Genomic DNA, 24,270 nt, shown 5'->3' with positions numbered 1-24,270 from the left:
TTCACGAACTGACGGGATGTCAATAGAAATCCGTCGCACCGTGGGGGAACTCACTTACTAAGGTCGCCCTATGTGGCGCGCCGTCCTTTCTACCCCACGCAGGCACGGCCCGCGAGGTGGGAAGCGCGATTCTCGAGGTTTGCTCAGGATTTGGGTGCGACCACGTCCAGGGCGTCCGGCATCGACACGAACTCCACGTCGTTGCACAGGCCTATGTAGTCGCCGTCCATCTGTAATCCGATCGGCCGGGACGCCGAGATCCGTACCGACGGCACGTCGTCGACCCTGATGAGCCTCTTCGCCCGCGGACTGGCACCCGGGGTCAGCAACTGGCGGGCAACTCGGAGTGTGGTGACGACCGAGGTAGAGGTCATCGCAAAGACGCCGAGCCCGGTGTCGTAACTCGTGTCCGGATTGGTGTGGACTTCCCGCTTGTTCAGGTACGTCCACGGACTGGCATTCGACACGAACGCGTAATGGACGCCCTCGACCCGTTCCTGCTCGGGAACGTGCACCGTGAGCGTCGGCTCGGCGTTCTTCGATCGGAAGAAGACCCGGACGGCCGCCCGCACGTACTGGGCGGGTGTGGCCGGACGTCCGTTCTTGCGGTGGGCGTCCACGGCCTCACACACCGCGGCGTCCCACCCGAGACCCGCATTGAACGTGAACCAGCGGTTGTCGCAATGGGCCAGGCCGATCCTGCGCAACTCCCCGCGCGCGAGCAGGTCGATGAGTTGGTTGGTGGCATCGACCGGGTCGGGCGCGATGCCGAGGGACCGGGCGAATACGTTGGCCGAACCACCGGGTACCACGGCGATCGGCGGAACCGGTCCAACCGGCTCGGCCCGTGTCGACCCGGGCGCGGGCGTGCCCAGGAGGCCGTTCACGACCTCGTTCACGGTGCCGTCGCCGCCGTGAACGATGATCAGCCCCATACCGTCCACACAGGCCTGCTGCGCCAGTTCGGCGGCGTGGCCGCGATGCGTCGTGTGCGCCACAGTCAACCGCACCCTGCTCGAGAGAGCATGGGCGAGGAGGTCGCGCCCGGCCGGGGTCGTCGACGTGGCATTCGGATTGACGATCAGCAGTGCGCGCACAGGCACCAAGACTAGCGGGGCGTGGTGCGTCACCATCCCGAGCCCGCCGGCACCTCGGTGTTCTAGGCTGGCCGCGTGCCGAAGCCGCCTCTCAGCCAGTCCACGCCCGCCACGGTCCGCTCGGCGGGAGCACTGGTGTCGCTCGAAGGTGCCATCGCCGTAGGTGTGGCCGTCGTGTTGGTGGTGCGTGGGTTGCTCGGCCACGACCAGAGCGTGAGCAGCGGCTACGGCACCGCGGCGTGGTTCGCCATTCTCGGTGGCGCTGTGCTCGCCGCGGGTGTGGCGTTACTCTTCGGGAGGCGGTGGGGCCGTGCCATCGCGATCGTCGCGCAGTTGCTCCTGCTCCCGGTGGCGTGGTCATTGCTCACCGATTCGCACCAGCCCGGGTTCGGCGTCCTGCTCGGTGTCGTGGTGATCGCTGCACTCGGCTGCCTGTTCAGTAGCCCCACGTCGAAGTGGATGGCCGCCGAATACGGCCAGGACGAGTGACAGCTCAACTCACCTCGGACGCCAGCTTGCCCAGCGGGTCTCCGGTGAGCCGGTAGGTGGTCCACTCGTCCTGTGGGTGAGCGTCGAGCGACTCGTAGAACTTGATCGACGGCGTGTTCCAGTTGACGACCGACCACGACAGACGCGTGTAGCCATTGTCGATGCATTCCTTGGCGAGGGTGGCGAGCAGCGCTTTGCCGTGCCCGGCGCCGCGTTCGCTGGGGCTGACGAACAGGTCCTCGAGGTAGATACCGTGGGTGCCGTCCCAGGTGGAGAAGTTGCGGAACCAGACCGCGATGCCGACCACCTGGCCGTCGTCGCTCTCGGCGACGTGCGCAAAGGTGGACGGCTGCGGTCCGAAGAGGGCGTCCTGCATCTGCTCGGCCGTGACGGTGCACGCATCGCGAGCCTTCTGGTGTTCGGCGAGCTCGTAGATCATGGCCGTGATCGCGGAGACGTCCTCGGCTCGTGCGCGTCTGATCATCGGGAACCTTCCTCGGTTGTCACATTATGGGTGACCAGTTGTTGTGCGCCGTGCTCGAAACCCAGGATCGAGTAGGCGCCCGGCGACAGCGCGAATCGGCGGCCCTCGCTCACCGGTAGTTCCGCCCACCGGGCGATGAGGGCGCGGGAGAAGTGGCCGTGCCCGACGAGGATCACGTCGCGGTCGGTGAGTTGCGAATGGGCAACTGACAGTACGAGGTCGCATCGGGCATGAATCTGCTCTGCCTGTTCGCCGCGTGGACAGGGATGGGTCCACACCGTCCAGTCGGGCACCTTCTGGCGTATGTCCGGCGTCGTCAGCCCCTCGTAGGCGCCGTAGTCCCACTCGGTGAGCGCGTCCCACGTGCGGTGAATCTTCAATCCTGCGAGCTGGGCGGTCTCTTGGGCACGTCGGCGGGGGCTGACTATCACGAGCGGATCACGCAGTCCCAGGGCGTCCACCGCGGGACCCAGCTTCCGGGCCTGCTCTTCGCCCACGTCGGTGAGTGAAATATCCGTGCGACCTGTGTGTTTACCCGCCCGCGCCCATTCTGTCTCGCCGTGTCGGAGAAGGACGATCCGACGTCCTGACGGCGAATCACTCGGTGGCATTCATCCATCATGTCAGTCGAATCGCGTGTAAGGCTCGCCTCGGGGGGCGAAGTAGGACAGGATCGAGCCGTGACAACGGTTCTTGCAGTGGCAAATCAGAAGGGTGGGGTCGCCAAGACCACCACCGTCGCTTCTCTGGGTGCGGCGCTCGTTGCGCTGGGCCACAAGGTCCTGGTGGTCGATCTCGACCCCCAGGGATGTTTGACGTTCTCCCTGGGCCACAATCCGGACCGCCTCGATGCCTCGGTCCACGAGGTGTTGACCGGCGACCTGGTTGCGAAGGACGCCGTGATCCCTACCGAGGACGGGGTCGACCTGCTTCCTGCCACGATCGACCTTGCGGGCGCGGAGGCGTTGCTCCTGATGCGGCCGGGCCGGGAGTTCGCACTCAAACGCGCTCTGGCGCCGCTTCTGGACGAGTACGACACCGTCATCATCGACTGCCCGCCGTCACTCGGTGTACTCACACTCAACGGGCTCACCGCCTCACAATCGGTGCTGGTGCCGCTGCAGTGTGAAACGCTTGCCCATCGCGGTGTGGGTCAGCTGCTGCGGACGGTCGGTGAGGTGCAGCAGATCACCAACCCCGACCTGGTGCTGCTCGGTGCACTGCCCACGCTGTATGACGCCCGCACGACGCACAGCCGCGACGTACTGTCCGATGTGTCCGACAGATACGACCTGCCGGTCCTGTCGCCGCCAATTCCGCGAACCGTCCGGTTCGCCGAGGCGACGGCCTCCGGTGCCACCGTTCTGGCGGGACGCAAGAACAAGGGCGCGCAGGCGTACAGGGACCTGGCCGATAACTTGGCGAAGCACTGGGCCGGGTCCGAGCTGATCACGTTTTCGGCTGGAAGTGCCGAGTAAGGTCCTCCGGGGTGGGGTTCCAGGCTGCAGGCCAATCCTGTTGTCGTAGTTGAGCGTCCGTGCCTCCGTCGGCAAAAATGATGCTGCCGCAGAGAAGTGTGGAGCCCGGGCCCACCAGGAACTCGAGTACGGCTGCGATCTCCTCGGGCCGGCCGCGGCGCCCCAGTGGTACGGGATAGAAGTCCAGGGCCTTCGCCAGTTCGGGGTCGAGGTCGGGCGCGTTCGTCATCGGTGTGTCGATCATGCCGGGTGCGACGGCGTTGAGGCGGATCTTCCGGCCGATCCATTCGGCGCGGACGGCTTCACGCCGGATCCACCAGGCGAGTGCCAACTTGGACGCCGGGTATGCAGGAATGGCGGTGGCCTCGTCCCCGAGGTGTAGGGCTGTCGCCTCGTCGCCGTCGAGGCATGCGGCTACAAGGTGTTCCGGGATGCCAGGCTGGGTGGTGGTACTGCTCGACGAGATCACGACCACCGACCCACCGTCGGCCCGTTCGAGGGCAGGACGCAATCCGGTGGCGAGGTCCACTGCGCCGAAGTAGTTGACGGCCACGAGCTTCCCTCCCGGAGTGTGGGAGAGGGGCCCGAGTCCTGCGCAGCAGACGAGGCCGTGCACGACCCCGCCGCTCATCTCGGTCACTGCCGCTACGGCCGCCGACCGGCCTTCCGGTGTCGACAGGTCGGCGACCACATCGCTGTTCGCGATATCCACACCGATGACGGTGTGGCCGGCCGAGGCGAGTCGCGCTCTGGTGGCGGCGCCGATACCCGACGCCGCGCCCGTGATCACATAGGTACCCATGGGGAAATTAGAACACGTTACATCTGGGGTGTGGGTGGGAGTTCTGCTCGGAGCGTGCGGCGCGTCACTGTAGTGGGATAGGCGCGCAACCACACACTGGAAATCGGCCGACGCGTTCCGGCGGCTGTACCCCGACGTCGATCTCGACCCCGGCGTCCTCTACACCCACGACGGTGACGTTCTCACCGCGGCGGGAGTGGCGTCGGGAATCGATCTGTGCCTCCATATGATTCGGTGTGATCACGGCGCGGCGGTAGCGAACGAGGTGGCGCGGGGAACGGTGGTGCCGCCGCACCGGAGCGGGGGCAGGCCCAGTTCATCGCCGAACCGGTTCCGGAGACCGGCACTACCTCGACGGCGGCCGCCCGGGCCTGGGCGTTGTCTAGGCTCGACCAGCCGCTGTCCCTGCGCGAGCTCGCGGCGCAGGAGTCGATGAGCGTGCGCACGTTCACGCGGAAATTTCGTGCGGAAACAGGCATGTCCCCGACCCGGTGGCTCGTCGAACAACGAATCAACGGTGCACGGGAATTGCTCGAGAACACGGACCTGCCGGTCGACGGGGTCGCGGGCGCATCAGGTTTCGGCACCGCCACCTCCCTGCGGCAGCATCTACGCCGCGCACTCGGTGTGTCTCGGACTGCCTACCGGGCCACCTTCCGCTGAGAAAATCCTCGGCGTGTGCTCGTTCGTCCAAGCCCGGGGGAGTCGGCGACGTTACCGTCGCAGGCATGACGTTACAGAGCACGAACACGGGGATGCGGGCGCAACCGCTCGTCTCCGTCGACGACATCGAACGAGCCGCCGACTGGTACTGCAACGTCCTCGGGGCGGTGAGCGGCCACGGGGGATGCGAGTACGAGCAACTTCTCGTCGACGGAGTTCTGATCCTGCAGTTGCACCGGATGGACATCGGCCACCATCACGGCGCCTTGTGCGACCCTGCGCGGCCGAGGGGCAACGGCGTGGCGATCTGGTTCGAGGCCGGCGACTTCGACGGTGCGCTTGCACGCGTGCGAACCTCGGACGTGGATGTCGTCACCGACGTCCACGTCAACCCCAACGCGGGACACCGGGAGATCTGGTTGCGTGACCTCGACGGCTACCTCGTGGTGATCGCTGAATCTTCTACGCCGTCAACGTAAGACGGTAATTCGGTTCTCACGCTGCTCGATGACGAGGTTGCCCGCCACGGCAGTGGTGATCGGTGCCGTACCCGGTTCGCGTTCCACCGGAATGGTCCGCAGCCGCGCGCCAGTCGACAGATCGAGGACGGCGATCCCGGCGTCGACCGGAACGAGCAGACTGCCGGCCATGACGGACCCGGGGCCGAGCGCACCGGGGAAACTCCACCGCGGCGCGAGATCGGTGGCGCCCAGTGTCACGACGTCGGAACCGGTCCACCACGTGATGACGGAACTACTCGCCGCCGTGACAGAGTCGGGACCGACCGCCGTGGTCAGAGGATATTCCGAGACGGCGTTACCGGTACCGTCGAACAAACCGATCCGCGGACCGGTCGACTCCCCGCCGGGCAGATACACGCAGATGGTCTCGCCCGAAACGCCGAGAACCCGAGCACCCTCGACCCCGGCCTCCAGGCCGGCCAAGACGCTGGACCCATACTCTTCCGGCTCCTGGTTGTCCTTCGGTGACGGGTTCATCACGGTCAGTCGATCGCCCTCCTCGCCGGGGCAGCGCTCGAGGACTGCGAGCCGGCTACTGCTGGAACCGACGTCGAGCAACGTGCATCCACTACGAGGCTGTTTCCCAGGGTTGACGGGTGCGTCCACACGACCGTATTCGACGGTGCGTACCAGGTCGGAGCGCCACAGTTCGAGGCGACTGTTGCCGCGCGCGGCAACGTACGTTCCGTCCGCCGACAGCGTCACGTCGGGGTCGGCGTCACTGGAACGCTGTGCCGCGCGCGCGCCGGTGCCGCCGTCGAGCTCCGCCACCTGAGAACACCCTCTATCGTCGCGGTACACAGCCACGACCTTGTCCCAGGCGGCGGTCACGCCGCAGAGTCCCTGATCACGAGAGTATCGCCACAGCTCGCCACCGGACGTACGGTCACGTCCGACGACGTCACCACCGTCCGCGGTCACCACAGCACCGGCGACGACGAGGGGTGAGGTGGTGACAGAGCTTGCCGATTCCCACAGCGGACTCAGTGTCTCCGGCACACTCAGTGCCGTGATGAGGGGAGCGGGCGGCTCGGCCGCAGTAACGGAGGTGGTACCCCGGGCGTCGCTGCGGAACCACACCACGGTCAGCGCGACCGCAACGACCACTGCTAAACCGGCGGCGACGGCGAGATCGGCGCGCGAGCGCCGCTCAGGTGCGAGCACGGTAGTGATTTACTCCGCGTTCGTCGTGGCGCCGACCTTGGTGGTCCTGCGGCGGCGGCGACGTCGCGGCTTGGACGCACCGTCACCCTCGGTGTCGCCCGACGCAGCGGATTCCGGGGCCGTCGTCTCGGGCGCGACCGACTTGGGGCCCACGCTGTCGGCAGGATGTCCACCGCGAGTGCGACGACGAGTACGGGTGCGAGTCGCGCGGGGCGCCCGCTCGGTGCTCTCGTCCTCTTCGGCAGGTGCGGGCTTGTCGACCTTCGCTGCCGGAGCCTTCACAGAACCGGAGGCCTCCGCCGGGATGGACAGCTCCTCGTAGAAGTGGGGTGAACTGGAGTAGGTCTCGACAGGATCGGGGATGTCGAGGCCCAGTGCCTTGTCGATGAGCTGCCACCGGGGAATGTCGTCCCAGTCCACCAGGGTGACCGCGATGCCGGTGCGTCCCGCGCGGCCGGTACGGCCGATGCGGTGAACGTAGGTCTTCTCGTCCTCGGGACACTGGTAGTTGATCACGTGGGTGACGTCGTCGATGTCGATACCGCGGGCCGCGACATCGGTGGCGACGAGGACGTCGATCTTGCCCGAGCGGAACGCCTTGAGTGCCTTCTCACGGGCGATCTGACCGAGGTCGCCGTGCACGGAGCCGACGGCGAAGCCACGCTCCGCGAGGTCGTCCGCTACCTTCTGCGCGGTGCGCTTGGTGCGCGTGAAGATCATCGTCGCGCCCCGGCCGTCCGCCTGGAGCACGCGGGCCACCATCTCCGCCTTGTCGAGGGCGTGCGAGCGGTAGATGTGCTGGCTGGTGCGCTCGTGGATCGCGGAGGACTCGGCCTCCTCCGCACGGATGTGCGTGGGCTGGGTGAGGAACGTGCGGGCCAGGGTGATGATCGGACCCGGCATGGTGGCCGAGAACAGCATCGTCTGGCGCTTGTCCGGAACCATGCCGAGGATGCGCTCGATGTCGGGCAGGAAGCCGAGATCAAGCATCTCGTCTGCCTCGTCCAGCACCAATACCTCGACCTTGCCCAGAATCAGATGGCCCTGCTTGGCCAGGTCGAGGAGACGACCGGGAGTTCCCACGACCACGTCGGCGCCCTTCTGGAGCGTCGCGATCTGGGTTTCGTAGGGGCGGCCCCCGTAGATGGCGAGGACTTCGAGCTTGTCCTTTTCGCCCTTCAGGTACTTCGCCGCATTCTCGAGGTCCTTGGTGACCTGGATGCACAGCTCGCGGGTGGGAACGATGACCAATGCCCGGGGGGTGCCGTCGAGCTTGGCCGTTCCGGTGGTTCCGCTGGAGATGCGGTGGAGAAGCGGGACACCGAAACCGAACGTCTTGCCCATGCCCGTGCGGGCCTGACCGATCAGGTCATCGCCTGCGAGGGCGAGCGGCAGCGTGAGTTCCTGGATGGCGAATGTACGCTCGATGCCCTTTTCGTCGAGAGCCCGGACGATTTCGTCACGAACACCGAGTTCGGCAAAGGTGGGAGCGACGTGAGTGGAGTCGAGTTGCGCGGACAGCGTGGTCTCGGTCGCGTCGTCTTCATGGTCGACAGTGATCTTGCTCAGGGGACTAGCCTTCCTCGTAGCTGCACGCACGCACGAGGTAAGGGCCAGGCCGCTGTTCGGCCCGATTTCCCAGTCGACGCTTGTCGAGGTCCTCTTCCGAGTGATCCTGCCTCTGCCTCAGCGCGGAAATCGAAGAATTTCGGCGAGGCGCGGCTGGAACCGTCGATCAGGTGCGCGCACATTATCGGTGGAGAACCACTGACCACGTCGTGAACGCGATCATTGCCGGACCGTCGTTCGATGGTGACGAACGTGGCGGCGAGCAGTTATCCACCATCATTGTAGCCGGACTACACCCGCACGTCGGTCGCTCATGGGGAATGTCACTCCCCGACGCACTAGGCTGTGGCGCCATGGAGCCCAACACGCCTGCCTCGTCGAACTCGACCATTCCCGCTGATCATCCCGGCGTCAGTGAACTCTTCGCGGTCCTCGCATACGGTGAGATCTCCGCCTTCTACCGGCTGTCCGAGGACGCGCAGATGGCGCGGACCCTCGAGGGTAAAGTGGCGCTCGCCAGCATGGCAGCCGCCGAGATGGGTCACTTCGAAATGCTCGAACAGGCGTTGACCGCACGTGGGTTCGACATCTACGAAGCGATGGACCCGTTCGTGCGCGCGTTGGACAACTACCACGCCTCGACGACGCCCTCCACCTGGCTCGAGGCGCTCGTCAAGGCGTACGTCGGTGACGGGATCGCCGCCGACTTCTACCGTGAAATCGGCCATTCCCTGCCAGCTGAGGCGGCCGGTACGGTCGAAGAGGTGCTGTCGCAGACGGGCCACTCCGAATTCGTCGTACACGAGGTGCAACGGGCGATCGCCGCCAGCAACCGGGACAAGGACCGTCTCATGCTCTGGGGCCGGCGTCTGCTCGGTGAAGCGATCACGCAGGCGCAGTTCGTACTGGCACAGCGCGAAGCGCTGACCGATCTCGTGATCTCCGCATCGGGAGACCTCAATGGTGTGGTCGCCTTGTTCGACCGCATGCAGAAGATGCACGCCGAGCGCATGGCGGTGCTCGGTCTCGTGTGACGACGGCATGGGTGCGCGGCCCTGTTCGCTCAGGGCACAGCGCACCTGCGCGCCCCGGCGGGGCCGACTGCATTAGCCTGGCCAGGACAGCTGATGTTTCTCGGAGAGTTCGGAGGTTGACCGTGGAGGTCAAGATCGGTGTAATCGACAGCCCACGTGAGCTCATCGTCAGCAGCGAGCAGACCCCGGACGAGGTCGAGACATTGGTCTCGGGCGCCCTCGGCGGCGGCGACGGGATCTTGTCTCTGCAGGACGACAAGGGGCGCAAGTTCCTCATCCAGGCGGCGAAGATCGCATACGTGGAGATCGGTCCGTCGGATATCCGCAAGGTCGGGTTCGCTCCCACTGCCTGACGGTACGAGAAGGGCCCGCAGCCGATTCGGCTGCGGGCCCTTCCCGTCTCTGGAAGTTCTAGCGTTGCTCGGGATGCAGCGGCACACGGGACAGACCACCCCACGCCAGGGTGACTGTGGTGTCGACCGCCTCTTCCTTGGGGATCGGGCGCGCCGCCTCGAGCCAGTACCGAGCGGTGAATTGACTTGCGCCGACCAAGCCGACGGCAAGAATGCGAGCTCGGTACGGATCGAGACCGGAGTCGTGACTGACGAGGTCGAAGACGGCGTCCACGCACGCCTCCGTCGCCTGCTCGACGCGGCTCTGGACCTGTGGTTCACCCATGAGGTCCGACTCGAAAACCAGCCGGAAGCCCTGCGAATCGTTGTCGACGAAGTCGAAGAACGCCTGAACGGCCGCGCGGACGCGCTGCTTGTTGTCCGTGGTGGATCGCAGTGCCTGACGGACACCCGAGATCAGGCTGTCGACATAGCTCTGCAGAACGGCGACATACAACTCGAGCTTGCCGGGAAAGTGCTGGTAGAGGACGGGCTTGCTCACACCGGCGCACTCGGCGATCTCGTCCATTCCGGCAGCGTGGTACCCGCGCGTGACGAAGACCTCGCTGGCTGCGGCGAGTAGCTGCAGTCGCCGGGCGTCGCGGGGAAGACGCGTGCTGCGTCGCGGCCCGTTACCCTTTCCGGGGGTGGCATCGCGATCGGAGTTCGTCCGATCTGCGAGTTCAGTCATAGCGCTTCCAATCTGCACAAGTATTCCGCGTCACATTCTGTGTAACTGTGTGAACGATACCCGCGCGTAGGAATCCGTTCATGGTGGACTCACAGGTCGATGCTCGACTCCTTTATTGCCTGACCGGTAACTGGGCGAAATCTGCTCTCGGACTCACCAGCTGACACGGGTTGCCGCAGTGTTGCGGGTGGTACGAGGCGGACACGCCGAAGAAGGCATCGGTGGACGGCTGGGACGAGGTGGTGGCGGACTGTGAGATTCTGGCGTCGTGACTGACCGAGGAGGACCGCGCGTGCGCGGCAGGGCTCCCGAGAGCTCCGATCACGGGGAGTGGCAATCGCGCAGCCTGAAACAGCGTGAGGCCCGTCCCCGCCCCTCGCAGTCCACATACAAGGCGCAGTCCCATCAGCCCCTCCGGGCACAGTGGGATCCGATTACCGGAGACGCCGCGCGGCCCCGAAATCCGAGACCGGAACGGCAGGCGCGGAAACAGAGCAGGGTCGGCCGATTCGTCTCCACCTACGGGTGGCGCGCCTATGCGATACCGATTCTGTTCGTCGTCACGATCTTCGTCGTCGTCGACGCGGTGCGCGGCACCGGCGCCGGAGACCCCGCAGCCGGCACCGACAGCCCCGGATTCGGGACGCTGTCCCGGGACACGGACGGCTCGAGTGTCATCGGTGTGCCACCCGAGGCGGATGGAAACTTCGCGGCGGACCTTCCCTCCGGGGCGTTGCCGGACGGCGGGCCGTTCACCGCCGTGGGAGCCCGCACCTGGCGGGTCGTGCCCGGCAGCGGTCCCAAGGTCGGGCAGGGTACCGAGAGGGAGTTCACCTACTCCGTCGAAATCGAGGACGGTGTCGACACCTCGGGCTTCGGGGGAGACGAATCGTTCGGGCGGATGGTCGAGCAGACCCTGTCGAACCCGAAGAGCTGGACCAAGGATCCCCGATTCGCGTTCCGGCGGGTAGACCAGGGTGACCCGGATTTTCGCATTTCACTGACCTCTCAAATGACCATCAGGGAAGCCTGCGGGTACGACATCCAGCTCGAGGTGTCCTGCTACAACCCCGGAATCGACCGCGTCCTCCTCAACGAGCCCCGCTGGGTGCGCGGAGCAATCGCCTTCCAGGGCGACATCGGTTCGTATCGGCAGTACCAGATCAACCATGAGGTCGGTCATGCCATCGGCTACCAGGATCATCAACCCTGTGAAACGGAGGGCGGTCTCGCCCCGGTGATGATGCAGCAGTCGTTCGGTACCTCCAACAACGACATCGCCGAACTCGACCCCGAAGGGATTGTGCCCAAGAACGGATTGACGTGCCATTTCAATCCCTGGCCGTTCCCGCGCGGCTGAGTTGCGTCCACCCGGAACCACGGGGTGCCGGGAGGGGAAGAATGGGCCTTGTCGAGGCGTTGACACTGACATTGTCGAAGTGTCGACAGTGAGACACTTCGACGGAGCCGGAAGCCGTCGCGTAATCGTCAGGAGTGGACCGTGTCGCTTGACCGTTCTGGAAACACCCCGCAGCCACTGCCCCCGCTGGTGGAGCCGGACGCCGAACTCTCGCGTGACGAGGTGGCCCGCTACAGCAGGCACCTGATCATCCCCGACGTCGGCATGGCGGGGCAGAAGCGGCTGAAGAACGCCAAGGTCCTCGTCATCGGCGCGGGTGGACTGGGCTCCCCGGCGTTGCTGTACCTCGCCGCTGCAGGCGTCGGAACCCTGGGGATCGTCGAGTTCGACGAAGTCGACATGTCCAATCTGCAGCGACAGGTCATCCACGGTCGCTCGGACGTGGGCAGGCCCAAGGCGGAAAGCGCCCGCGACTCCATCAAGGAGATCAACGAGCACGTTGACGTCCGGTTACACGAGTTCCGGCTCGAACCCGACAACGCCGTCGAGCTGTTCGGTCAGTACGACCTGATCCTCGACGGCACCGACAACTTCGCCACCCGCTACCTGGTCAACGACGCAGCGGTACTGGCGCACAAGCCGTACGTCTGGGGTTCGATCTACCGTTTCGAGGGGCAGGCGTCCGTGTTCTGGGAGGACGCACCGGACGGGCGCGGACTCAATTACCGCGACCTGTACCCGGAGGCGCCGCCGCCCGGGATGGTCCCTTCGTGCGCCGAAGGCGGAGTGCTGGGGGTGCTGTGCGCCTCGATCGGGTCGATCATGGCCACCGAAGCGGTGAAACTGATCACCGGGATCGGCGAATCGCTGCTCGGCCGGCTCATGGTCTACGACGCACTCGACATGACGTATCGGACCATCACGCTTCGCCGTGACCCGGCGCGCACACCGATCACCGAGCTCATCGACTACGACGCCTTCTGTGGCGTCGTCTCGGACGAGGGCCAGTCCGCGGCGGCCGGATCGACCATCACCGCGACGGAGCTGCGAGACCTTCTGGACGCAGGGAAGGACCTCCAGATCGTCGACGTGCGCGAACCCGTCGAATGGGACATCGTCCATCTCCCCGGTGCGGTGCTGATCCCGAAGGACCGCATCCTGTCGGGGGAGGCTCTCGCCGAGCTGCCGCAGAACAAGCCGATCGTGCTGCACTGCAAGACCGGTGTGCGGTCTGCCGAAGCGCTGGCGGCGCTCAAGAAGGCGGGGTTCTCCGACGCGACGCATCTGCAGGGCGGAGTCATTGCGTGGGCCACACAGGTGGACAACAGCCTGCCCGTCTACTGAGTTCGGCGGGTCCTGGTCTCCGGCGCACGACCGCACGCTCCGCGTGCTTCAGCGCGCCTTACAGTGCCACCGGGCCGCCCGGCGGTAGCGTTGACGTCGTGAGCACAGGCCAACCCCCTCAGCACGTGTGCTCCACGTTCGGCCTCCGGGAAGTCGAGCCCATTCCACTCGGTGCGGACTGGGACGGCGGGTGGCTCTGTGGAGACGTAGTCCTCTCAGCCGTCGCCGACCACGCTCGTGCCGCCTGGTCGGCCAAGGTGCGCGAAACCCTGGAAGTGGACGGGGTGCGGCTCGCTCGTCCGGTGCGTTCCACCGACGGTCGGTACGTGGTCTCGGGGTGGCGTGCGGACACGTTCATCGAGGGCACGCCCGAACCTCGTCACGACGAGGTGGTCTCCATGTCGGGCCGGCTGCATGCCGCCACCTCCCAGTTGGAGCGTCCCCGCTTCCTGGTGCAGCCGCCGGTGGCCCCGTGGGCGGAGGTCGACGTCTTCGTGGCCGCCGATCGGGCGGCGTGGGAGAAGATTCCCCTGCGCGGCGCGAAGGGTGCCGAGCAACTCGAAACTCCGTCGCCTGACGGTCGCAAGAGCCTCGAACTGATCACCGGCCTGGCGACTCTGCGCAAACCCGTCGTCAGCCCCGATCAGCTTGTCCACGGAGACCTGTTCGGCACTGTGCTGTTCTCGGGTGCGCTGGCACCCGGTATCACCGACCTCACCCCGTACTGGCGGCCGGCGGCGTGGGCGGCCGCAGTGGCCGTCGTGGACGCGATTTCCTGGGGTGGGGCGGACGAGGCGCTGATCGGACGCTGGGAAGACCTTCCCGAGTGGCCGCAGATGCTGTTGCGTGCCGTCTTGTTCCGCCTTGCCGTCCATGTGCTGCATCCCCGGTCCACGGCCGAAGCGTTTCCCGGACTCGCTCGCACCGCCGACGTGGTGCGACTCCTGCTCTGAGTGGACGTAGCGCGGAAGGGGGCCGGCTAGTCGAGGAGCTCGGCGAACAGGTCACGCGCGGCCTGTGATGCGCGATGCTCGTCTCCGTCGACGACGGCCCGCACCAGGCGGCCGTGCTCGTCGTGCAATCCTTCCCCTGTGGCATGCACGTGCTGATCCACGGTGTGCTCGATAGCGGGGAGTAGTGAGTCGTAGAACTCGAGATACACCGCGTTGTGGCTGGCTTCCACGATTGCGCGGTGCAGCGCGACATCAGCGGTGATTGCCGCATCCGTAGCCGACTCCTCCCACAGGCGGTGGCGTTCACGCAGCAGGCCTTCGAGACGGGTGACGTCGTCGGGGGTGCGCCGACGGGCGGCGAGGGCGGCGGCGGTCACGTCGAGGGCCTGACGCAGTTCCAGCACGTCGCGCTCGTGTGCCCCGGCGAAGTACTTTCCGAGGGTTCCACCGACATCGGAAATGGCGACGACGTATGTTCCGGACCCTTGCCTGCGTTCGAGCAATCCCGTGTGGACCAGCGCCTGGACTGCCTCCCGGACGGTGTTGCGCCCCGTCCCGGTCAGTTCGGACAGCACCGTTTCGGTTGGGATCTTCTCGCCGACGGCCCAGCGTCCGCTGCAGATCTCTTCCCGCAACTGCTCGGTGACCTGCGAGATGAGGCTCGCGCGCCGAATTGGTTTTCCAAAGGTCATCCGGTCATCCTATGATTTCTCAGGTGAAACTTCTGCGCGGTCGCTTACTCGTCTTCTGCGCGATCGCCATGTCGGCGCTCGTCCTCCGGTTGGCAGTCACGTCGTTCAGCCCCCTTGCCTCCCAGATTCGGGAGGACATCGGATTCTCGCCCACCGTCGTCGGCGTGTTCGGGATGGTGCCGACGGCGATGTTCGCGCTGTTCGGCCTGGCAACTCCGCTCGTCGCGAAGCGGTGGGGACTGGAACGGACGGCGCTCGTGGCCGTGCTGATGGCCGGCGTCGGGATGCTCACCCGGGCGCTGATGAGTGACACGTGGTCGTTGCTGGCGCTGTCGGCGCTCGCGCTCGCCGGAATGGGGATCGGCAACGTCGTCATTCCCCCTCTGGTCAAGCGCTATTTCTCCGACACACTGGCGGCGATGAGCTCGGTGTACATCGTCGGTGTGCAGATCGGGACCATCGCGCCGGCCTTCGTCGCAGTCCCGCTCGCGGAGGCGTTCGGCTGGCGTACCTCCATCGGTGTGTGGGCCGTGCTCGGTTTCGCCGCCGCACTGCCGTGGACCGTGGTGCTCGTCAGGGCGCGTCGCCGGGCGGCCTCCGCACCGCCGGGGGAGCCGGTGAGTGTTCCCTCGGGAACTCCGCACGGCAAGGCGTGGCTATCACCCGTCGGATGGGGGATGGCGGGCATGTTCGGGATGACGTCGATGATCACGTATTCGATGTTCACCTGGATCCCGGACATCCTCGCCGACGCCGGTGCCAGCGAGGGGTTCGGTGGGGCGATGGTAGGTCTCTTCTCCTTCATGGGTCTCGTCGCTGCGTTCGGCGCGCCCACCCTGTGCGCACGGATGCGTAATCCGTTCCCGGTCGTGGTCGGTTGTGCGCTCTGCTACCTCGTGGCTTTCTCCGGCCTCCTTTTCGCACCGATGTCGGCCCCGGTCCTGTGGGTGGTGCTGCTCGGGCTCGGCCCCAGTACCTTCCCGATGTCGCTGACCCTCATCAATCTGCGCACCCGCACGCACCTCGGCTCGGCGACGTTGTCGGGTTTCACGCAAGGCGTGGGGTACGCCGTCGCCTGCCTCGGTCCGCTACTGTTCGGCGTGTTCCACGATTCCACCGACGGCTGGACGCTGTCGTTCGGATTTCTGACGGGCGCGGTAGTGATCCTCGTCATAGCGGGAGCTCAGGCGTGTAAGCCGCGGATGCTCGAGGACAGCTGGAACGGCAATTCGGACGCTCATCGACACGCTGCCGAAACGTCCACGAAACCTCACATCGACTCCGTCGGGAAGTGAGGATCAGTTGACGTTGCGGTCACCGACCGCAGCACCGCCGCAACACCCGTTTTCTACCTTTAGGTCTCCCACACAACGAGGAGGCCCGGGTGAAGCATTACATCGAGCACTGGGACGCAGAAGACGTCGACGCCTGGGAGGCGGGCAACAAGAACATTGCCAAGCGGAACCTGATCTGGTCCGTGGTCGCCGAACACGTCGGCTTCTCGGTCTGGTCGATCTGGTCGGTCATGGTCCTGTTCATGCCCACCGACATCTACGGCATCGACGCGGCGGGCAAGTTCTTCCTCGTCGCCGTTCCCACTCTTGTCGGCTCGGTTCTTCGGATCCCGTACACCGTCGCGACGGCGCGTTTCGGCGGTCGCAACTGGACCATCTTCAGCGCTCTGGTGTTGCTGATCCCGACGCTGTTCACCCTGTATCTGATGATGAACCCCGGGGCGTCCTACACGACCTTCATGCTCGTGGCAGCGCTCGCCGGAGTCGGTGGCGGAAACTTCGCTTCGTCGATGACCAACATCAACGCCTTCTACCCGCAGCGGCTCAAGGGCTGGGCCCTCGGCCTCAACGCCGGCGGCGGCAACATCGGTGTCCCGATGATCCAGCTGGTCGGTCTGCTCGTGATCGCCACCGTGGGCAACACGGAGCCGTGGATCGTCTGCGCCGTCTACCTGGTGTTCATTGCGGTAGCGGCAGTCGGCGCCGCCCTGTTCATGGACAACCTCGGTAACCAGACGTCCGATCTCCGGTCGATGGGCAAGGCGCTGAAGTTCTCCGATTCCTGGGTCATCAGCTTCCTCTACATCGGTACCTTCGGATCGTTCATCGGCTTCAGCTTCGCGTTCGGCCAGGTTCTGCAGATCAACTTTCTCGCCGGTGGTGAGACCCCCGCACAGGCAGCACTGCACGCGGCGCAGATCGCCTTCATCGGCCCCCTGCTCGGTTCCATCGCACGACCGATGGGCGGCAAACTCGCCGACCGGATCGGTGGCGGAAAGATCACGCTGTACACCTTCGTTGCCATGGCGCTGGCTGCCTCCGTGCTCGTCACCGCGGGCACCATCGACGACGGCACACCCGGCGCAGCAACGGCCGGTGTGATGGTGGCCTTCGTGTTCGGCTTCATCGCCCTGATCCTGCTGGCGGGAATCGGCAACGGCTCGGTCTACAAAATGATCCCGTCCATCTTCGAGGCCAAGGCACAGGGCCTCGACGGGCTCAGCCGGGAGGCCAAGGCGGCCTGGTCGCGGGCGATGTCCGGAGCCCTCATCGGTTTCGCGGGTGCGATCGGAGGCCTCGGCGGCGTCGGCATCAACCTGGTACTTCGTGCCTCCTACGGTGGGGCCGCGAAGTCGGCGACCATGGCGTTCTGGGTGTTCCTCGCCTTCTACGTCGCCTGCATCGCCGTTACCTGGGTCGTGTTCCTGCGCCGCCCGTCCATCACTCGCGGAATCTCTGTCACCGACGGCGACGAGAAGGTCTCCGTCTCGGCGTGACCGGCGAGCAGTTACCGCAAGAACTCGAGTAATTCAGCTAGAAGGAGCGACGGCATGAGCCGCAAGTCAGCAGTAGTGATCGGGCACGGAATGGTCGGGCACCGCTTCGTCGAGGCGCTCCGCGCGCGCGACGAGTCGGACGACTGGTCGGTGACGGTGCTCTGCGAGGAGCCCCTCCCCGCGTACGACCGCGTGGGACTCTCCTCCTATGTCGGGGCGTGGGACCCCAAGGAGCTTGCGCTCGCGGGCAACGACTACCAGGGTGATGCTCTGGTGGACCTCCGGATCGGCCGCCGCGCCGCGTCGATCGATCGTGAATCGCGCAAGGTCACGACCGATTCGGGGGAGGTCGTCGCCTACGACGCTCTGGTCATGGCGACGGGGTCGTACCCGTTCGTCCCGCCGATCCCGGGCCACGATCGGCCCGAGTGTTTCGTCTACCGCACGCTCGACGACCTCGACGGCATCCGGGCCCGCGCCGAGGCGGCCGGTCCCGGTGCCGTCGGTGTGGTGGTCGGTGGCGGTCTGCTCGGTCTCGAGGCAGCGAACGCGCTGAAGCTGATGGGCATGACCCCGCACGTGGTGGAGTTCGCGCCGCGATTGATGCCGCTGCAGGTCGACGAGGGCGGTGGAGCGCTGCTGGCCAAGCTCGTCACGGACCTCGGCGTCACCGTCCACGCGGGTGTCGGTACCGCGGCAATCACCGAGGGCGCTGACGGCATCACCGTGGAACTGTCCGACGGATCGACGATCGAGGCAGCGCTCCTGGTGTTCTCAGCCGGCGTGCGGCCCCAGGACCAGCTGGCCCGCGACGCAGGGCTCGAGGTCGGCGAACGCGGCGGGATTATCACCGACCTCGGTTGCCGTACCTCCGATGAGAACATCTACGCGGTGGGCGAGTGTGCCGCGGTGGAAGGCCGGTGCTACGGACTGGTCGCTCCCGGGTACACCACGGCGGAGATCGTGGCGGACCGCCTCCTCGGCGGTGCGGCCGAGTTCCCCGGCGCCGATCTTTCGACCAAGCTCAAGCTGATGGGTGTGGACGTCGCCAGCTTCGGCGACGCCCACGCGCAGACCCCCGGCGCGCTCGAGGTCGTCCTCAACGATGCCGCGAAGGGCACCTACGCCAAGCTCGTGGTGTCCGACGACGCGAAGACCCTGCTCGGTGGCATTCTCGTCGGCGACGCGTCCGCGTATGCGTCGCTGCGTCCGCTCGTCGGTCGTGAACTGCCGGGTGATCCGGCGTCGCTCATTTCGCCGGCAGGCGAGAAGCCCGGCGCCGGCTCGCTCCCCGACGACGCCGAGGTGTGCTCCTGCAACGGCGTCACGAAGGGCGCGATCTGCGGGGCCATCGCCGAGGGTGCCTGCGACATCGCCCAGGTGAAGAGCTGCACGAACGCCGGGACCACCTGCGGCGGCTGCCTTCCGACCATCAAGCAGTTGCTGGCCTCGTCGGGCGTGGTGATGTCGAAGGCGCTGTGTGAGCACTTCGAGCAGTCGCGTGCCGAACTCTTCGAAATCGTGCAGGCCACGAACACCCGCACCTTCTCCGCGTTGATTTCCAAGTACGGCAAGGGTTCCGGATGTGACATCTGCAAGCCGGTGGTCGCGTCGATCCTCGCGTCCACCGATTCCGATCACATCCTGCACCGCAACCAGGCCGGCCTGCAGGACACCAACGACCACTTCCTGGCGAACATCCAGAAGAACGGCACCTACTCGGTGGTGCCGCGGATGCCCGGCGGCGAGTGCACGCCGGAGCAGCTCATCGTCATCGGCGAGGTGGCTCGCGACTTCGGTCTCTACACCAAGGTGACCGGCGGTCAGCGCATCGACCTCTTCGGTGCCCGCGTCGAGCAGCTGCCTGCCATCTGGAAGCGCCTCGTCGACGCCGGAATGGAGTCGGGCCAGGCGTACGGCAAGTCACTGCGCACGGTCAAGAGCTGTGTCGGGTCCACCTGGTGCCGCTACGGGGTCCAGGACTCCGTAGGCATGGCCGTAGACCTGGAGAACCGCTACCGCGGACTGCGGTCACCGCACAAGATCAAGTTCGGTGTCTCGGGATGTGCCCGCGAGTGTGCGGAGGCGCGCGGCAAGGACGTCGGCGTGATCGCCACCGAGAACGGCTGGAATCTGTACGTCGGCGGTAACGGCGGTCAGTCGCCGAAGCACGCGCAGCTGCTCGCCGGTGGGCTCGACGACGAGACATTGGTCCGCTACATCGACCGCTACCTCATGTTCTACATCCGCACCGCGGACCGTCTCCAGCGCACGGCGCCCTGGGTGGAAACACTGGAGGGCGGGCTCGAGCACCTGAAGGCAGTGGTGTGCGAGGACAGCCTGGGTATCGCGGCCGAGCTCGAAGCAGCGATGGCCAAGCACGTCGAGGGTTACAAGGACGAATGGGCGGGTGTGCTCGAAGACCCGGAGAAGCTCTCTCGGTTCGTGTCGTTCGTCAACGCGCCGGACGAAGCCGATCCGACCGTCGTCTTCGACGACACCGGTGTCCGCAAGGTCCCGGTGTTGATGGGGATGCCGAAATTTGCAGCTTCTACCTCGGAGTAATCCCCGCTTAACGCCCAGGAAACACCAGACCCGAAGTATGTACCCCACACGGAAACGCACCAGCCCCGAAGGAGGACTGTGATGACCGTCGTCGACGTGAGCGTGCACAGTGCCAGTGGAAACAGGCGCGAGAGCGTCCAGTCAGGCCGGCTCGAATGGACGTCCGCATGCCCACTCAGCCAGTTGATACCCGGACTCGGCGTGGCAGTTCTGCTGCGCGGCGGTGAGCAGGTGGCGCTGTTCCTTCTCGAGGACGGATCCCTGCGCGCCGTGGGGAACATCGACCCGTACGGACGCGCGGCCGTGATGTCCCGCGGTCTCGTCGGTGACCGGGCGGGGGAGCCCACTGTCGCGTCGCCCCTGCTCAAGCAGGTGTTCTCCCTGATCGACGGCCGCTGCCTGGACGACGATTCAGTTCGCCTTCCCGTGTACGACGTGCGCGTCTGGGCCGGTGTCGTTCAAATCCACAGTTCACACGGAATCGTCGCGGAGTCGCCTGCTGTCGACGTGGCCGTGACGGGGGCTTCGAGTTCGTGAGCGATGGGACACCCCTGTGTGGGTTCACGGTCGGAATCACCGCGTCACGACGTGCCGAGGAGTTTGCGACACTGCTGACGAGGCGGGGCGCCACGGTGGTGCATGCCCCGGCGATCCGGATCATCCCGTTGGCCGACGACACCGAGCTCGAGCGGGTCACGCGCCAGATCATCGATAGTCCGCCCGAGATCGTGGTCGCCACGACCGGAATCGGATTCCGCGGCTGGATGGAGGCCGCAGAAGGCTGGGGCGAAGCGGAAGAGCTCGGCCGGGCACTGGCAGCCAGCCGGTTGCTTGCCCGAGGCCCCAAGGCCAAGGGCGCCATCCGCGCCGCCGATCTGAGGGAAGAATGGTCGCCGGCGTCGGAGTCGTCGGCAGAAGTGCTCGACCACCTCCTCGGTGAGGGTGTCGAAGGCAAACGGATCGCCGTGCAGCTGCACGGCGCCACCACCGAATGGGAGCCGATCGCCGATTTCTGCGAGGTGCTCCGGTGTGCCGGCGCCGACGTGATCGCCGTGCCGGTCTATCGGTGGACACCCCTCGAGGATCAGGCTCCGATGGACCGGATGATCGATCTCATCGCCAGCGGCGGACTCGACGCGGTCAGCTTCACCAGCGCCCCGGCAGTGGCGTCACTCCTGACGCGGGCCAAGGAGACGGGCCTCATCGAGGTGGTGCTGCACTCGCTCCGCCACCGCGTGCTCGCCGTCTGCGTGGGACCCGTGACTGCCGGACCGCTGCGCGAGCTCGAGGTGCCGACGACGATGCCGGAACGCTCGCGGCTCGGCGCCCTGGCCCGGCACATCGCCGACGAGCTGCCCCGGCGAGCCAACAAAATCCAGACAGCGGGCCACGAGCTCAGCATCCGTGGCGGGTGTGTCGTGGTCGACGGTGAGGTTCGGCAGCTGCCGCCCGCCGCGATGTCGTTGATGCGGACACTCGGCGCACGGCCGGGTCGCGTCGTTCCCCGCGAGGAACTGCTCGCGGCGTTGCCGGGAGGCGGCGGTGACACTCACGCGGTGGAGACTGCCGTGGCCCGGCTCCGAGCCTCCCTGGGGGCACCGAAAGTGGTGCAGACGGTGGTCAAGCGGGGTTACCGCCTTGCGCTCGACCCCGTCGACTGCGTCGACGCCCGTGAGGAGGAACTTCGATGAGCGAGACAGCACTGGTATTGGTGGCCCACGGCACGCGCAGTCCTCGTGGGGTCGAGATGATCGCCACGCTCGCGGACGCCGTCGCCGAACAGGTCGGTCCGACGCGCGTCTCGTTCGTCGACGTTCTCGGACCGTCGCCGTCCGAGGTCCTGCGTGACATTGCGGGCCCTGCCGTCGTGGTTCCGGCGTTCCTGGCGTCCGGCTACCACGTTCACACCGACGTTCCCAGGGAAGTGGCGGACAGCGGGCACCCGTCGGTCGCCGTCACCCGGGCACTCGGCCCCGACCCCGTTCTCGCCGAAGTACTCCTGCGTCGTCTGGTGGACGCCGGGTGGCAGCCGGGGGATGCAATCGTCCTCGCTGCAGCCGGATCGTCCGACCCGCGCGCACTCCGCGACGTGCGCCGCGCCGCGGCGATGTTGGCGGAACTCGCGGCGACGCGGGTCCGCATCGGATTCGTGGCCACCGCCGATCCTCGGGTGCCGGCTGTCGTCGCATCATTGCGCGCACAGGGCGAGGAGCGCGTGTTCATCGCGTCGTACCTCCTCGCGCACGGTCTCTTCCACGCTCGCCTCGGTGACGCAGGCGCGGACGGTGTCGCCGAACCGTTGGGTGTGGACCCCACCGTCGTCGGGCTGGTGGCGGAGCGCTACCGCAGCGGAATTCCTGCCGCGCTGCGTGCGCTGTCGTTCCAGCGCTGACCTGTCAGCGTGGAAGCCACCGCAACTCCACGAGGTCGCCGTCGGCGGCGTGCGCCGGGACGAGCGCGAGCGCATCACGGTCGATCAGTCCGGCGAGATGCGCAGTCCGAATCGCGGTGTCGACCTTCCATGTTCCGTCGGGTTGCGCCGCGGCGGGCAGAATGCGGGCCACCTCACCGCTCACCTCGGCGGCATTGGTGACCCGTCCCCGAGGCAAGGCGGCGTGTGGACGGCCCGTCAACGCGGCCACGATGGCCGGAGCGATGATCAGCAGGGTGACGACGGCGGCATAGGGATTGCCGGGAAGCCCCAGGACAACCCGGCCGTCGGGCAGCACTGCAGTCACCTGCGAACCGCCGGGTCGGCAGCGGACCCTGCCGACGACCGTGCGTGCCCCGGCCCGGTCGAGCGCGGCACGCAACTGATCAGCCGCGCCGCCGCCGGTAGCACCCACAATGACGATCAGGTCGGTCTCACGCACCTCGCGAAGCAACTCGTCGAAACCGTCCGCGGTGTCACGTAGGTGCGTGTCCGCTATCGTCCGCACACCGCACCACGAAAGAAACTGCGGGAGAACGGGTCCCAGAGCATCCCGGGTCTGCCCTTCGCGCAGCGGTCCGTCCCGGCGAATCTCGTCCCCGGTCACCACGACATGGGCCCGCACAGGCCCCCGGACTGCCGCGGCGTTCACTTCCGCGCTGGCGGCGGCCGATATGAGCGCCGGGGTCACAGCGGTTCCCTCAGGTGCCAGAAGGCGGCCCTCCTCCCAGTCCTCACCCCGGCGGCGGGTGTCGTCGCGGACTGGTGTGCCCTCCCGGCGAGACAGGCGCGGTCCTGCAGAGGTCTGTGCGATCGAGGCGAACTCGTCTCGAACCACGGCGGTGGCACCGCGGGGGAGATGCGCTCCGGTGGCGATGCGCGCGGCCTCGCCCGGCACCAATTCGAGTTCGTGGGTGCTGCCCGCGTATCGGATGTCGTCACGCAGCACCCACGGAGCTTCTCCTGCGACCGCATACCCGTCCATCGCGGAGACGGCGAGCCGGGGCAATGCCTCGGCGGTGATCAGTGGCTCCGCCAGCGCAGAGCCGAGCGACTGGGCGAGCCGCGCCTGTCGAGGCGCGAGCGCAGGGATGGTGTCGACGATCGCCCCGAGCGCTTCCTCGATCGTGAGCGCGGTCGCCGGTTGCGTCGTCCGCGCCTGCTCGAGTTCTTCATGGGTGTCACAATCGAGGACCCCGCGGAGGGTCACGGTGGCAAACCGCTCCGGGACAATCGCTTTCATCGGTTGGTTGACGGCGGCCCCGAGCGAGCCCACTTGCTCGCCGAGGGTGCCCACGCGCCATGCCGAGAGCAGGAACTGCAGGCGTCCGGACTCGTCGACGGCGAACGCTGCGTCGGCTTCCTCGAGCGCGGCGACGATTGCTGTGATCATCGAGGCGTCGACGAAAGGCAGGTCCGACGCGAGCAGAACGACCCGGTCGCCGGGCCCTGCCTCGAGGGCGGCGAGTCCAGCGGAAACTCCCGCCACCGGACCGGCGCCGGCGGGCTCCTCCTGAGTTTGCAGAACGGTGGAGTCGAGATCGTCGCGTCGGGGGCCGACGACGACCACCCGTGTACAAGCACCGACCGCCTCCAGTGCCGTGTCGAGCATTCGCCGCCCACCGACGACCATCGCGGGCTTGTCCACCCCGCCCATCCGGGTTGCTCGTCCTCCGGCGAGGACGATCGCGTGAACGAGTGGGGCAGAGTTCATTCCCTCATGCTGCCGCACCCACCTAGTCGCTGTGCA

Annotated in this window: 23 protein-coding genes and 1 pseudogene; 15 read left to right on the top strand and 9 right to left on the bottom strand. The window is 66.6% G+C overall.

The window, feature by feature from the left end; translation table 11 throughout:
• Positions 1-143 precede the first annotated feature (143 nt).
• Complete coding sequence (locus tag NOF53_RS20030) at positions 144-1,097, bottom strand: diacylglycerol/lipid kinase family protein (protein ID WP_255971930.1); 954 nt, start codon at positions 1,095-1,097, stop codon at positions 144-146.
• 75 nt (positions 1,098-1,172) lie between these two features.
• On the opposite strand from NOF53_RS20030, the gene NOF53_RS20025 reads away from it, so the two are divergent.
• Positions 1,173-1,586 carry a hypothetical protein gene (locus NOF53_RS20025; protein WP_255971928.1) on the top strand — a complete coding sequence of 138 codons (414 nt, stop codon included), beginning with the start codon at positions 1,173-1,175 and terminating at the stop codon, positions 1,584-1,586.
• Between the two features lie 4 nt (positions 1,587-1,590).
• Here the strand turns inward: NOF53_RS20025 and NOF53_RS20020 are convergent, their stop codons facing one another.
• The gene (locus NOF53_RS20020; RefSeq protein WP_255971925.1) at positions 1,591-2,070 is read right to left on the bottom strand and encodes a GNAT family N-acetyltransferase; all 480 of its coding nucleotides are present in this window, start codon (positions 2,068-2,070) and stop codon (positions 1,591-1,593) included.
• Complete coding sequence (locus tag NOF53_RS20015) at positions 2,067-2,681, bottom strand: acid phosphatase (RefSeq protein ID WP_255971923.1); 615 nt, start codon at positions 2,679-2,681, stop codon at positions 2,067-2,069. The genes NOF53_RS20020 and NOF53_RS20015 overlap by 4 nt, the downstream gene beginning before the upstream one ends.
• A 69-nt stretch (positions 2,682-2,750) precedes the next feature.
• Here NOF53_RS20015 and NOF53_RS20010 point away from each other — a divergent pair, with 69 nt between their 5' ends.
• Positions 2,751-3,548, top strand: a complete 798-nt coding sequence (locus tag NOF53_RS20010; RefSeq protein ID WP_255971921.1) for a ParA family protein — start codon at positions 2,751-2,753, stop codon at positions 3,546-3,548.
• On the opposite strand, the gene NOF53_RS20005 is transcribed toward NOF53_RS20010, so the two are convergent.
• Entirely contained in the window at positions 3,520-4,350 is an 831-nt protein-coding gene (locus NOF53_RS20005; RefSeq protein ID WP_255971919.1) for an SDR family oxidoreductase, read from the bottom strand. The genes NOF53_RS20010 and NOF53_RS20005 overlap by 29 nt on opposite strands.
• A 76-nt stretch (positions 4,351-4,426) precedes the next feature.
• On the opposite strand from NOF53_RS20005, the pseudogene NOF53_RS20000 reads away from it, so the two are divergent.
• Together NOF53_RS20000 and NOF53_RS19995 are read left to right on the top strand one after the other, a co-directional pair.
• Positions 4,427-5,013, top strand: a pseudogene (locus NOF53_RS20000) (GlxA family transcriptional regulator); the annotation flags it as partial.
• Positions 5,014-5,105: 92 nt separating this feature from the next.
• A complete protein-coding gene (locus NOF53_RS19995; RefSeq protein WP_308213849.1) occupies positions 5,106-5,492 on the top strand; it encodes a VOC family protein in 387 nt (128 codons plus the stop codon).
• Here the strand turns inward: NOF53_RS19995 and NOF53_RS19990 are convergent.
• Both NOF53_RS19990 and NOF53_RS19985 read right to left on the bottom strand, forming a co-directional pair.
• Positions 5,484-6,698, bottom strand: coding sequence for an Rv3212 family protein (locus NOF53_RS19990; protein WP_255971915.1), 1,215 nt, complete (start codon positions 6,696-6,698; stop codon positions 5,484-5,486). The genes NOF53_RS19995 and NOF53_RS19990 overlap by 9 nt on opposite strands.
• Before the next feature lie 9 nt (positions 6,699-6,707).
• Positions 6,708-8,297: a DEAD/DEAH box helicase gene (locus NOF53_RS19985; protein ID WP_255971913.1), complete on the bottom strand. Its 1,590-nt coding sequence runs from the start codon at positions 8,295-8,297 to the stop codon at positions 6,708-6,710.
• 323 nt (positions 8,298-8,620) lie between these two features.
• Here NOF53_RS19985 and NOF53_RS19980 point away from each other — a divergent pair, with 323 nt between their 5' ends.
• The gene (locus NOF53_RS19980; RefSeq protein ID WP_255971911.1) at positions 8,621-9,301 is read left to right on the top strand and encodes a ferritin-like fold-containing protein; all 681 of its coding nucleotides are present in this window, start codon (positions 8,621-8,623) and stop codon (positions 9,299-9,301) included.
• A 122-nt stretch (positions 9,302-9,423) separates the two neighbouring features.
• A complete protein-coding gene (locus NOF53_RS19975) occupies positions 9,424-9,654 on the top strand; it encodes a DUF3107 domain-containing protein (RefSeq protein WP_109331225.1) in 231 nt (76 codons plus the stop codon).
• A 58-nt stretch (positions 9,655-9,712) separates the two neighbouring features.
• Here the strand turns inward: NOF53_RS19975 and fasR are convergent, their stop codons facing one another.
• The gene (fasR, locus tag NOF53_RS19970) at positions 9,713-10,384 is read right to left on the bottom strand and encodes an HTH-type transcriptional activator FasR (protein WP_255971909.1); all 672 of its coding nucleotides are present in this window, start codon (positions 10,382-10,384) and stop codon (positions 9,713-9,715) included.
• A 346-nt stretch (positions 10,385-10,730) separates the two neighbouring features.
• Here fasR and NOF53_RS19965 point away from each other — a divergent pair, with 346 nt between their 5' ends.
• The 3 genes from NOF53_RS19965 (at position 10,731) to NOF53_RS19955 (ending at position 14,041) form a co-directional block, all read left to right on the top strand.
• On the top strand, positions 10,731-11,744 hold the full coding sequence (locus NOF53_RS19965) for a DUF3152 domain-containing protein (protein ID WP_255972035.1): 1,014 nt from the start codon (positions 10,731-10,733) through the stop codon (positions 11,742-11,744).
• A gap of 141 nt (positions 11,745-11,885) precedes the next feature.
• Entirely contained in the window at positions 11,886-13,088 is a 1,203-nt protein-coding gene (gene moeZ, locus NOF53_RS19960) for an adenylyltransferase/sulfurtransferase MoeZ (protein ID WP_255971907.1), read from the top strand.
• Between the two features lie 98 nt (positions 13,089-13,186).
• Positions 13,187-14,041 carry a TIGR02569 family protein gene (locus tag NOF53_RS19955; protein ID WP_255971905.1) on the top strand — a complete coding sequence of 285 codons (855 nt, stop codon included), beginning with the start codon at positions 13,187-13,189 and terminating at the stop codon, positions 14,039-14,041.
• A 26-nt stretch (positions 14,042-14,067) separates the two neighbouring features.
• Here the strand turns inward: NOF53_RS19955 and NOF53_RS19950 are convergent, their stop codons facing one another.
• Positions 14,068-14,733: a FadR/GntR family transcriptional regulator gene (locus NOF53_RS19950; protein WP_255971903.1), complete on the bottom strand. Its 666-nt coding sequence runs from the start codon at positions 14,731-14,733 to the stop codon at positions 14,068-14,070.
• A gap of 11 nt (positions 14,734-14,744) precedes the next feature.
• On the opposite strand from NOF53_RS19950, the gene NOF53_RS19945 reads away from it, so the two are divergent.
• From NOF53_RS19945 to NOF53_RS19920, 6 genes are all read left to right on the top strand, one after another.
• Positions 14,745-16,028, top strand: coding sequence for an MFS transporter (locus NOF53_RS19945; RefSeq protein ID WP_255971901.1), 1,284 nt, complete (start codon positions 14,745-14,747; stop codon positions 16,026-16,028).
• Between the two features lie 89 nt (positions 16,029-16,117).
• Positions 16,118-17,524 carry a nitrate/nitrite transporter gene (locus tag NOF53_RS19940; protein ID WP_255971900.1) on the top strand — a complete coding sequence of 469 codons (1,407 nt, stop codon included), beginning with the start codon at positions 16,118-16,120 and terminating at the stop codon, positions 17,522-17,524.
• A gap of 54 nt (positions 17,525-17,578) precedes the next feature.
• The gene (gene nirB / locus NOF53_RS19935) at positions 17,579-20,089 is read left to right on the top strand and encodes a nitrite reductase large subunit NirB (protein WP_255971899.1); all 2,511 of its coding nucleotides are present in this window, start codon (positions 17,579-17,581) and stop codon (positions 20,087-20,089) included.
• An 81-nt stretch (positions 20,090-20,170) separates the two neighbouring features.
• Positions 20,171-20,626: a nitrite reductase small subunit NirD gene (nirD, locus tag NOF53_RS19930; protein WP_255971898.1), complete on the top strand. Its 456-nt coding sequence runs from the start codon at positions 20,171-20,173 to the stop codon at positions 20,624-20,626.
• The gene (locus NOF53_RS19925) at positions 20,623-21,780 is read left to right on the top strand and encodes a uroporphyrinogen-III synthase (RefSeq protein ID WP_255971897.1); all 1,158 of its coding nucleotides are present in this window, start codon (positions 20,623-20,625) and stop codon (positions 21,778-21,780) included. The genes nirD and NOF53_RS19925 overlap by 4 nt, the downstream gene beginning before the upstream one ends.
• On the top strand, positions 21,777-22,481 hold the full coding sequence (locus NOF53_RS19920) for a sirohydrochlorin chelatase (protein ID WP_255971896.1): 705 nt from the start codon (positions 21,777-21,779) through the stop codon (positions 22,479-22,481). The genes NOF53_RS19925 and NOF53_RS19920 overlap by 4 nt, the downstream gene beginning before the upstream one ends.
• Before the next feature lie 4 nt (positions 22,482-22,485).
• Here the strand turns inward: NOF53_RS19920 and NOF53_RS19915 are convergent, their stop codons facing one another.
• Complete coding sequence (locus tag NOF53_RS19915) at positions 22,486-24,234, bottom strand: NTP transferase domain-containing protein (protein ID WP_255971895.1); 1,749 nt, start codon at positions 24,232-24,234, stop codon at positions 22,486-22,488.
• Between the last annotated feature and the right edge of the window lie 36 nt (positions 24,235-24,270).

It is taken from the genome of Rhodococcus tibetensis (assembly GCF_024438035.1).
GTDB classification, from domain to species: Bacteria; Actinomycetota; Actinomycetes; order Mycobacteriales; family Mycobacteriaceae; genus Rhodococcus_F; species Rhodococcus_F tibetensis.
The sequence above is the reverse complement of the archived record's forward strand: the minus strand, read 5'-3'. Positions and strand labels throughout refer to the sequence as shown.

What these genes read in the sequence shown, in the direction of transcription:
- NOF53_RS20020 (WP_255971925.1), bottom strand. Translation starts at nt 2,070, where the DNA reads ATGATCAGACGCGCACGAGCCGAGGACGTCTCCGCGATCACGGCCATG.
- NOF53_RS20015 (WP_255971923.1), bottom strand. Translation starts at nt 2,681, where the DNA reads ATGCCACCGAGTGATTCGCCGTCAGGACGTCGGATCGTCCTTCTCCGA.
- NOF53_RS20005 (WP_255971919.1), bottom strand. Translation starts at nt 4,350, where the DNA reads ATGGGTACCTATGTGATCACGGGCGCGGCGTCGGGTATCGGCGCCGCC.
- NOF53_RS19995 (WP_308213849.1), top strand. Translation starts at nt 5,106, where the DNA reads ATGCGGGCGCAACCGCTCGTCTCCGTCGACGACATCGAACGAGCCGCC.
- NOF53_RS19980 (WP_255971911.1), top strand. Translation starts at nt 8,621, where the DNA reads ATGGAGCCCAACACGCCTGCCTCGTCGAACTCGACCATTCCCGCTGAT.
- fasR (WP_255971909.1), bottom strand. Translation starts at nt 10,384, where the DNA reads ATGACTGAACTCGCAGATCGGACGAACTCCGATCGCGATGCCACCCCC.
- NOF53_RS19950 (WP_255971903.1), bottom strand. Translation starts at nt 14,733, where the DNA reads ATGACCTTTGGAAAACCAATTCGGCGCGCGAGCCTCATCTCGCAGGTC.
- NOF53_RS19945 (WP_255971901.1), top strand. Translation starts at nt 14,745, where the DNA reads ATGATTTCTCAGGTGAAACTTCTGCGCGGTCGCTTACTCGTCTTCTGC.
- nirB (WP_255971899.1), top strand. Translation starts at nt 17,579, where the DNA reads ATGAGCCGCAAGTCAGCAGTAGTGATCGGGCACGGAATGGTCGGGCAC.
- nirD (WP_255971898.1), top strand. Translation starts at nt 20,171, where the DNA reads ATGACCGTCGTCGACGTGAGCGTGCACAGTGCCAGTGGAAACAGGCGC.
- NOF53_RS19920 (WP_255971896.1), top strand. Translation starts at nt 21,777, where the DNA reads ATGAGCGAGACAGCACTGGTATTGGTGGCCCACGGCACGCGCAGTCCT.
- NOF53_RS19915 (WP_255971895.1), bottom strand. Translation starts at nt 24,234, where the DNA reads ATGAACTCTGCCCCACTCGTTCACGCGATCGTCCTCGCCGGAGGACGA.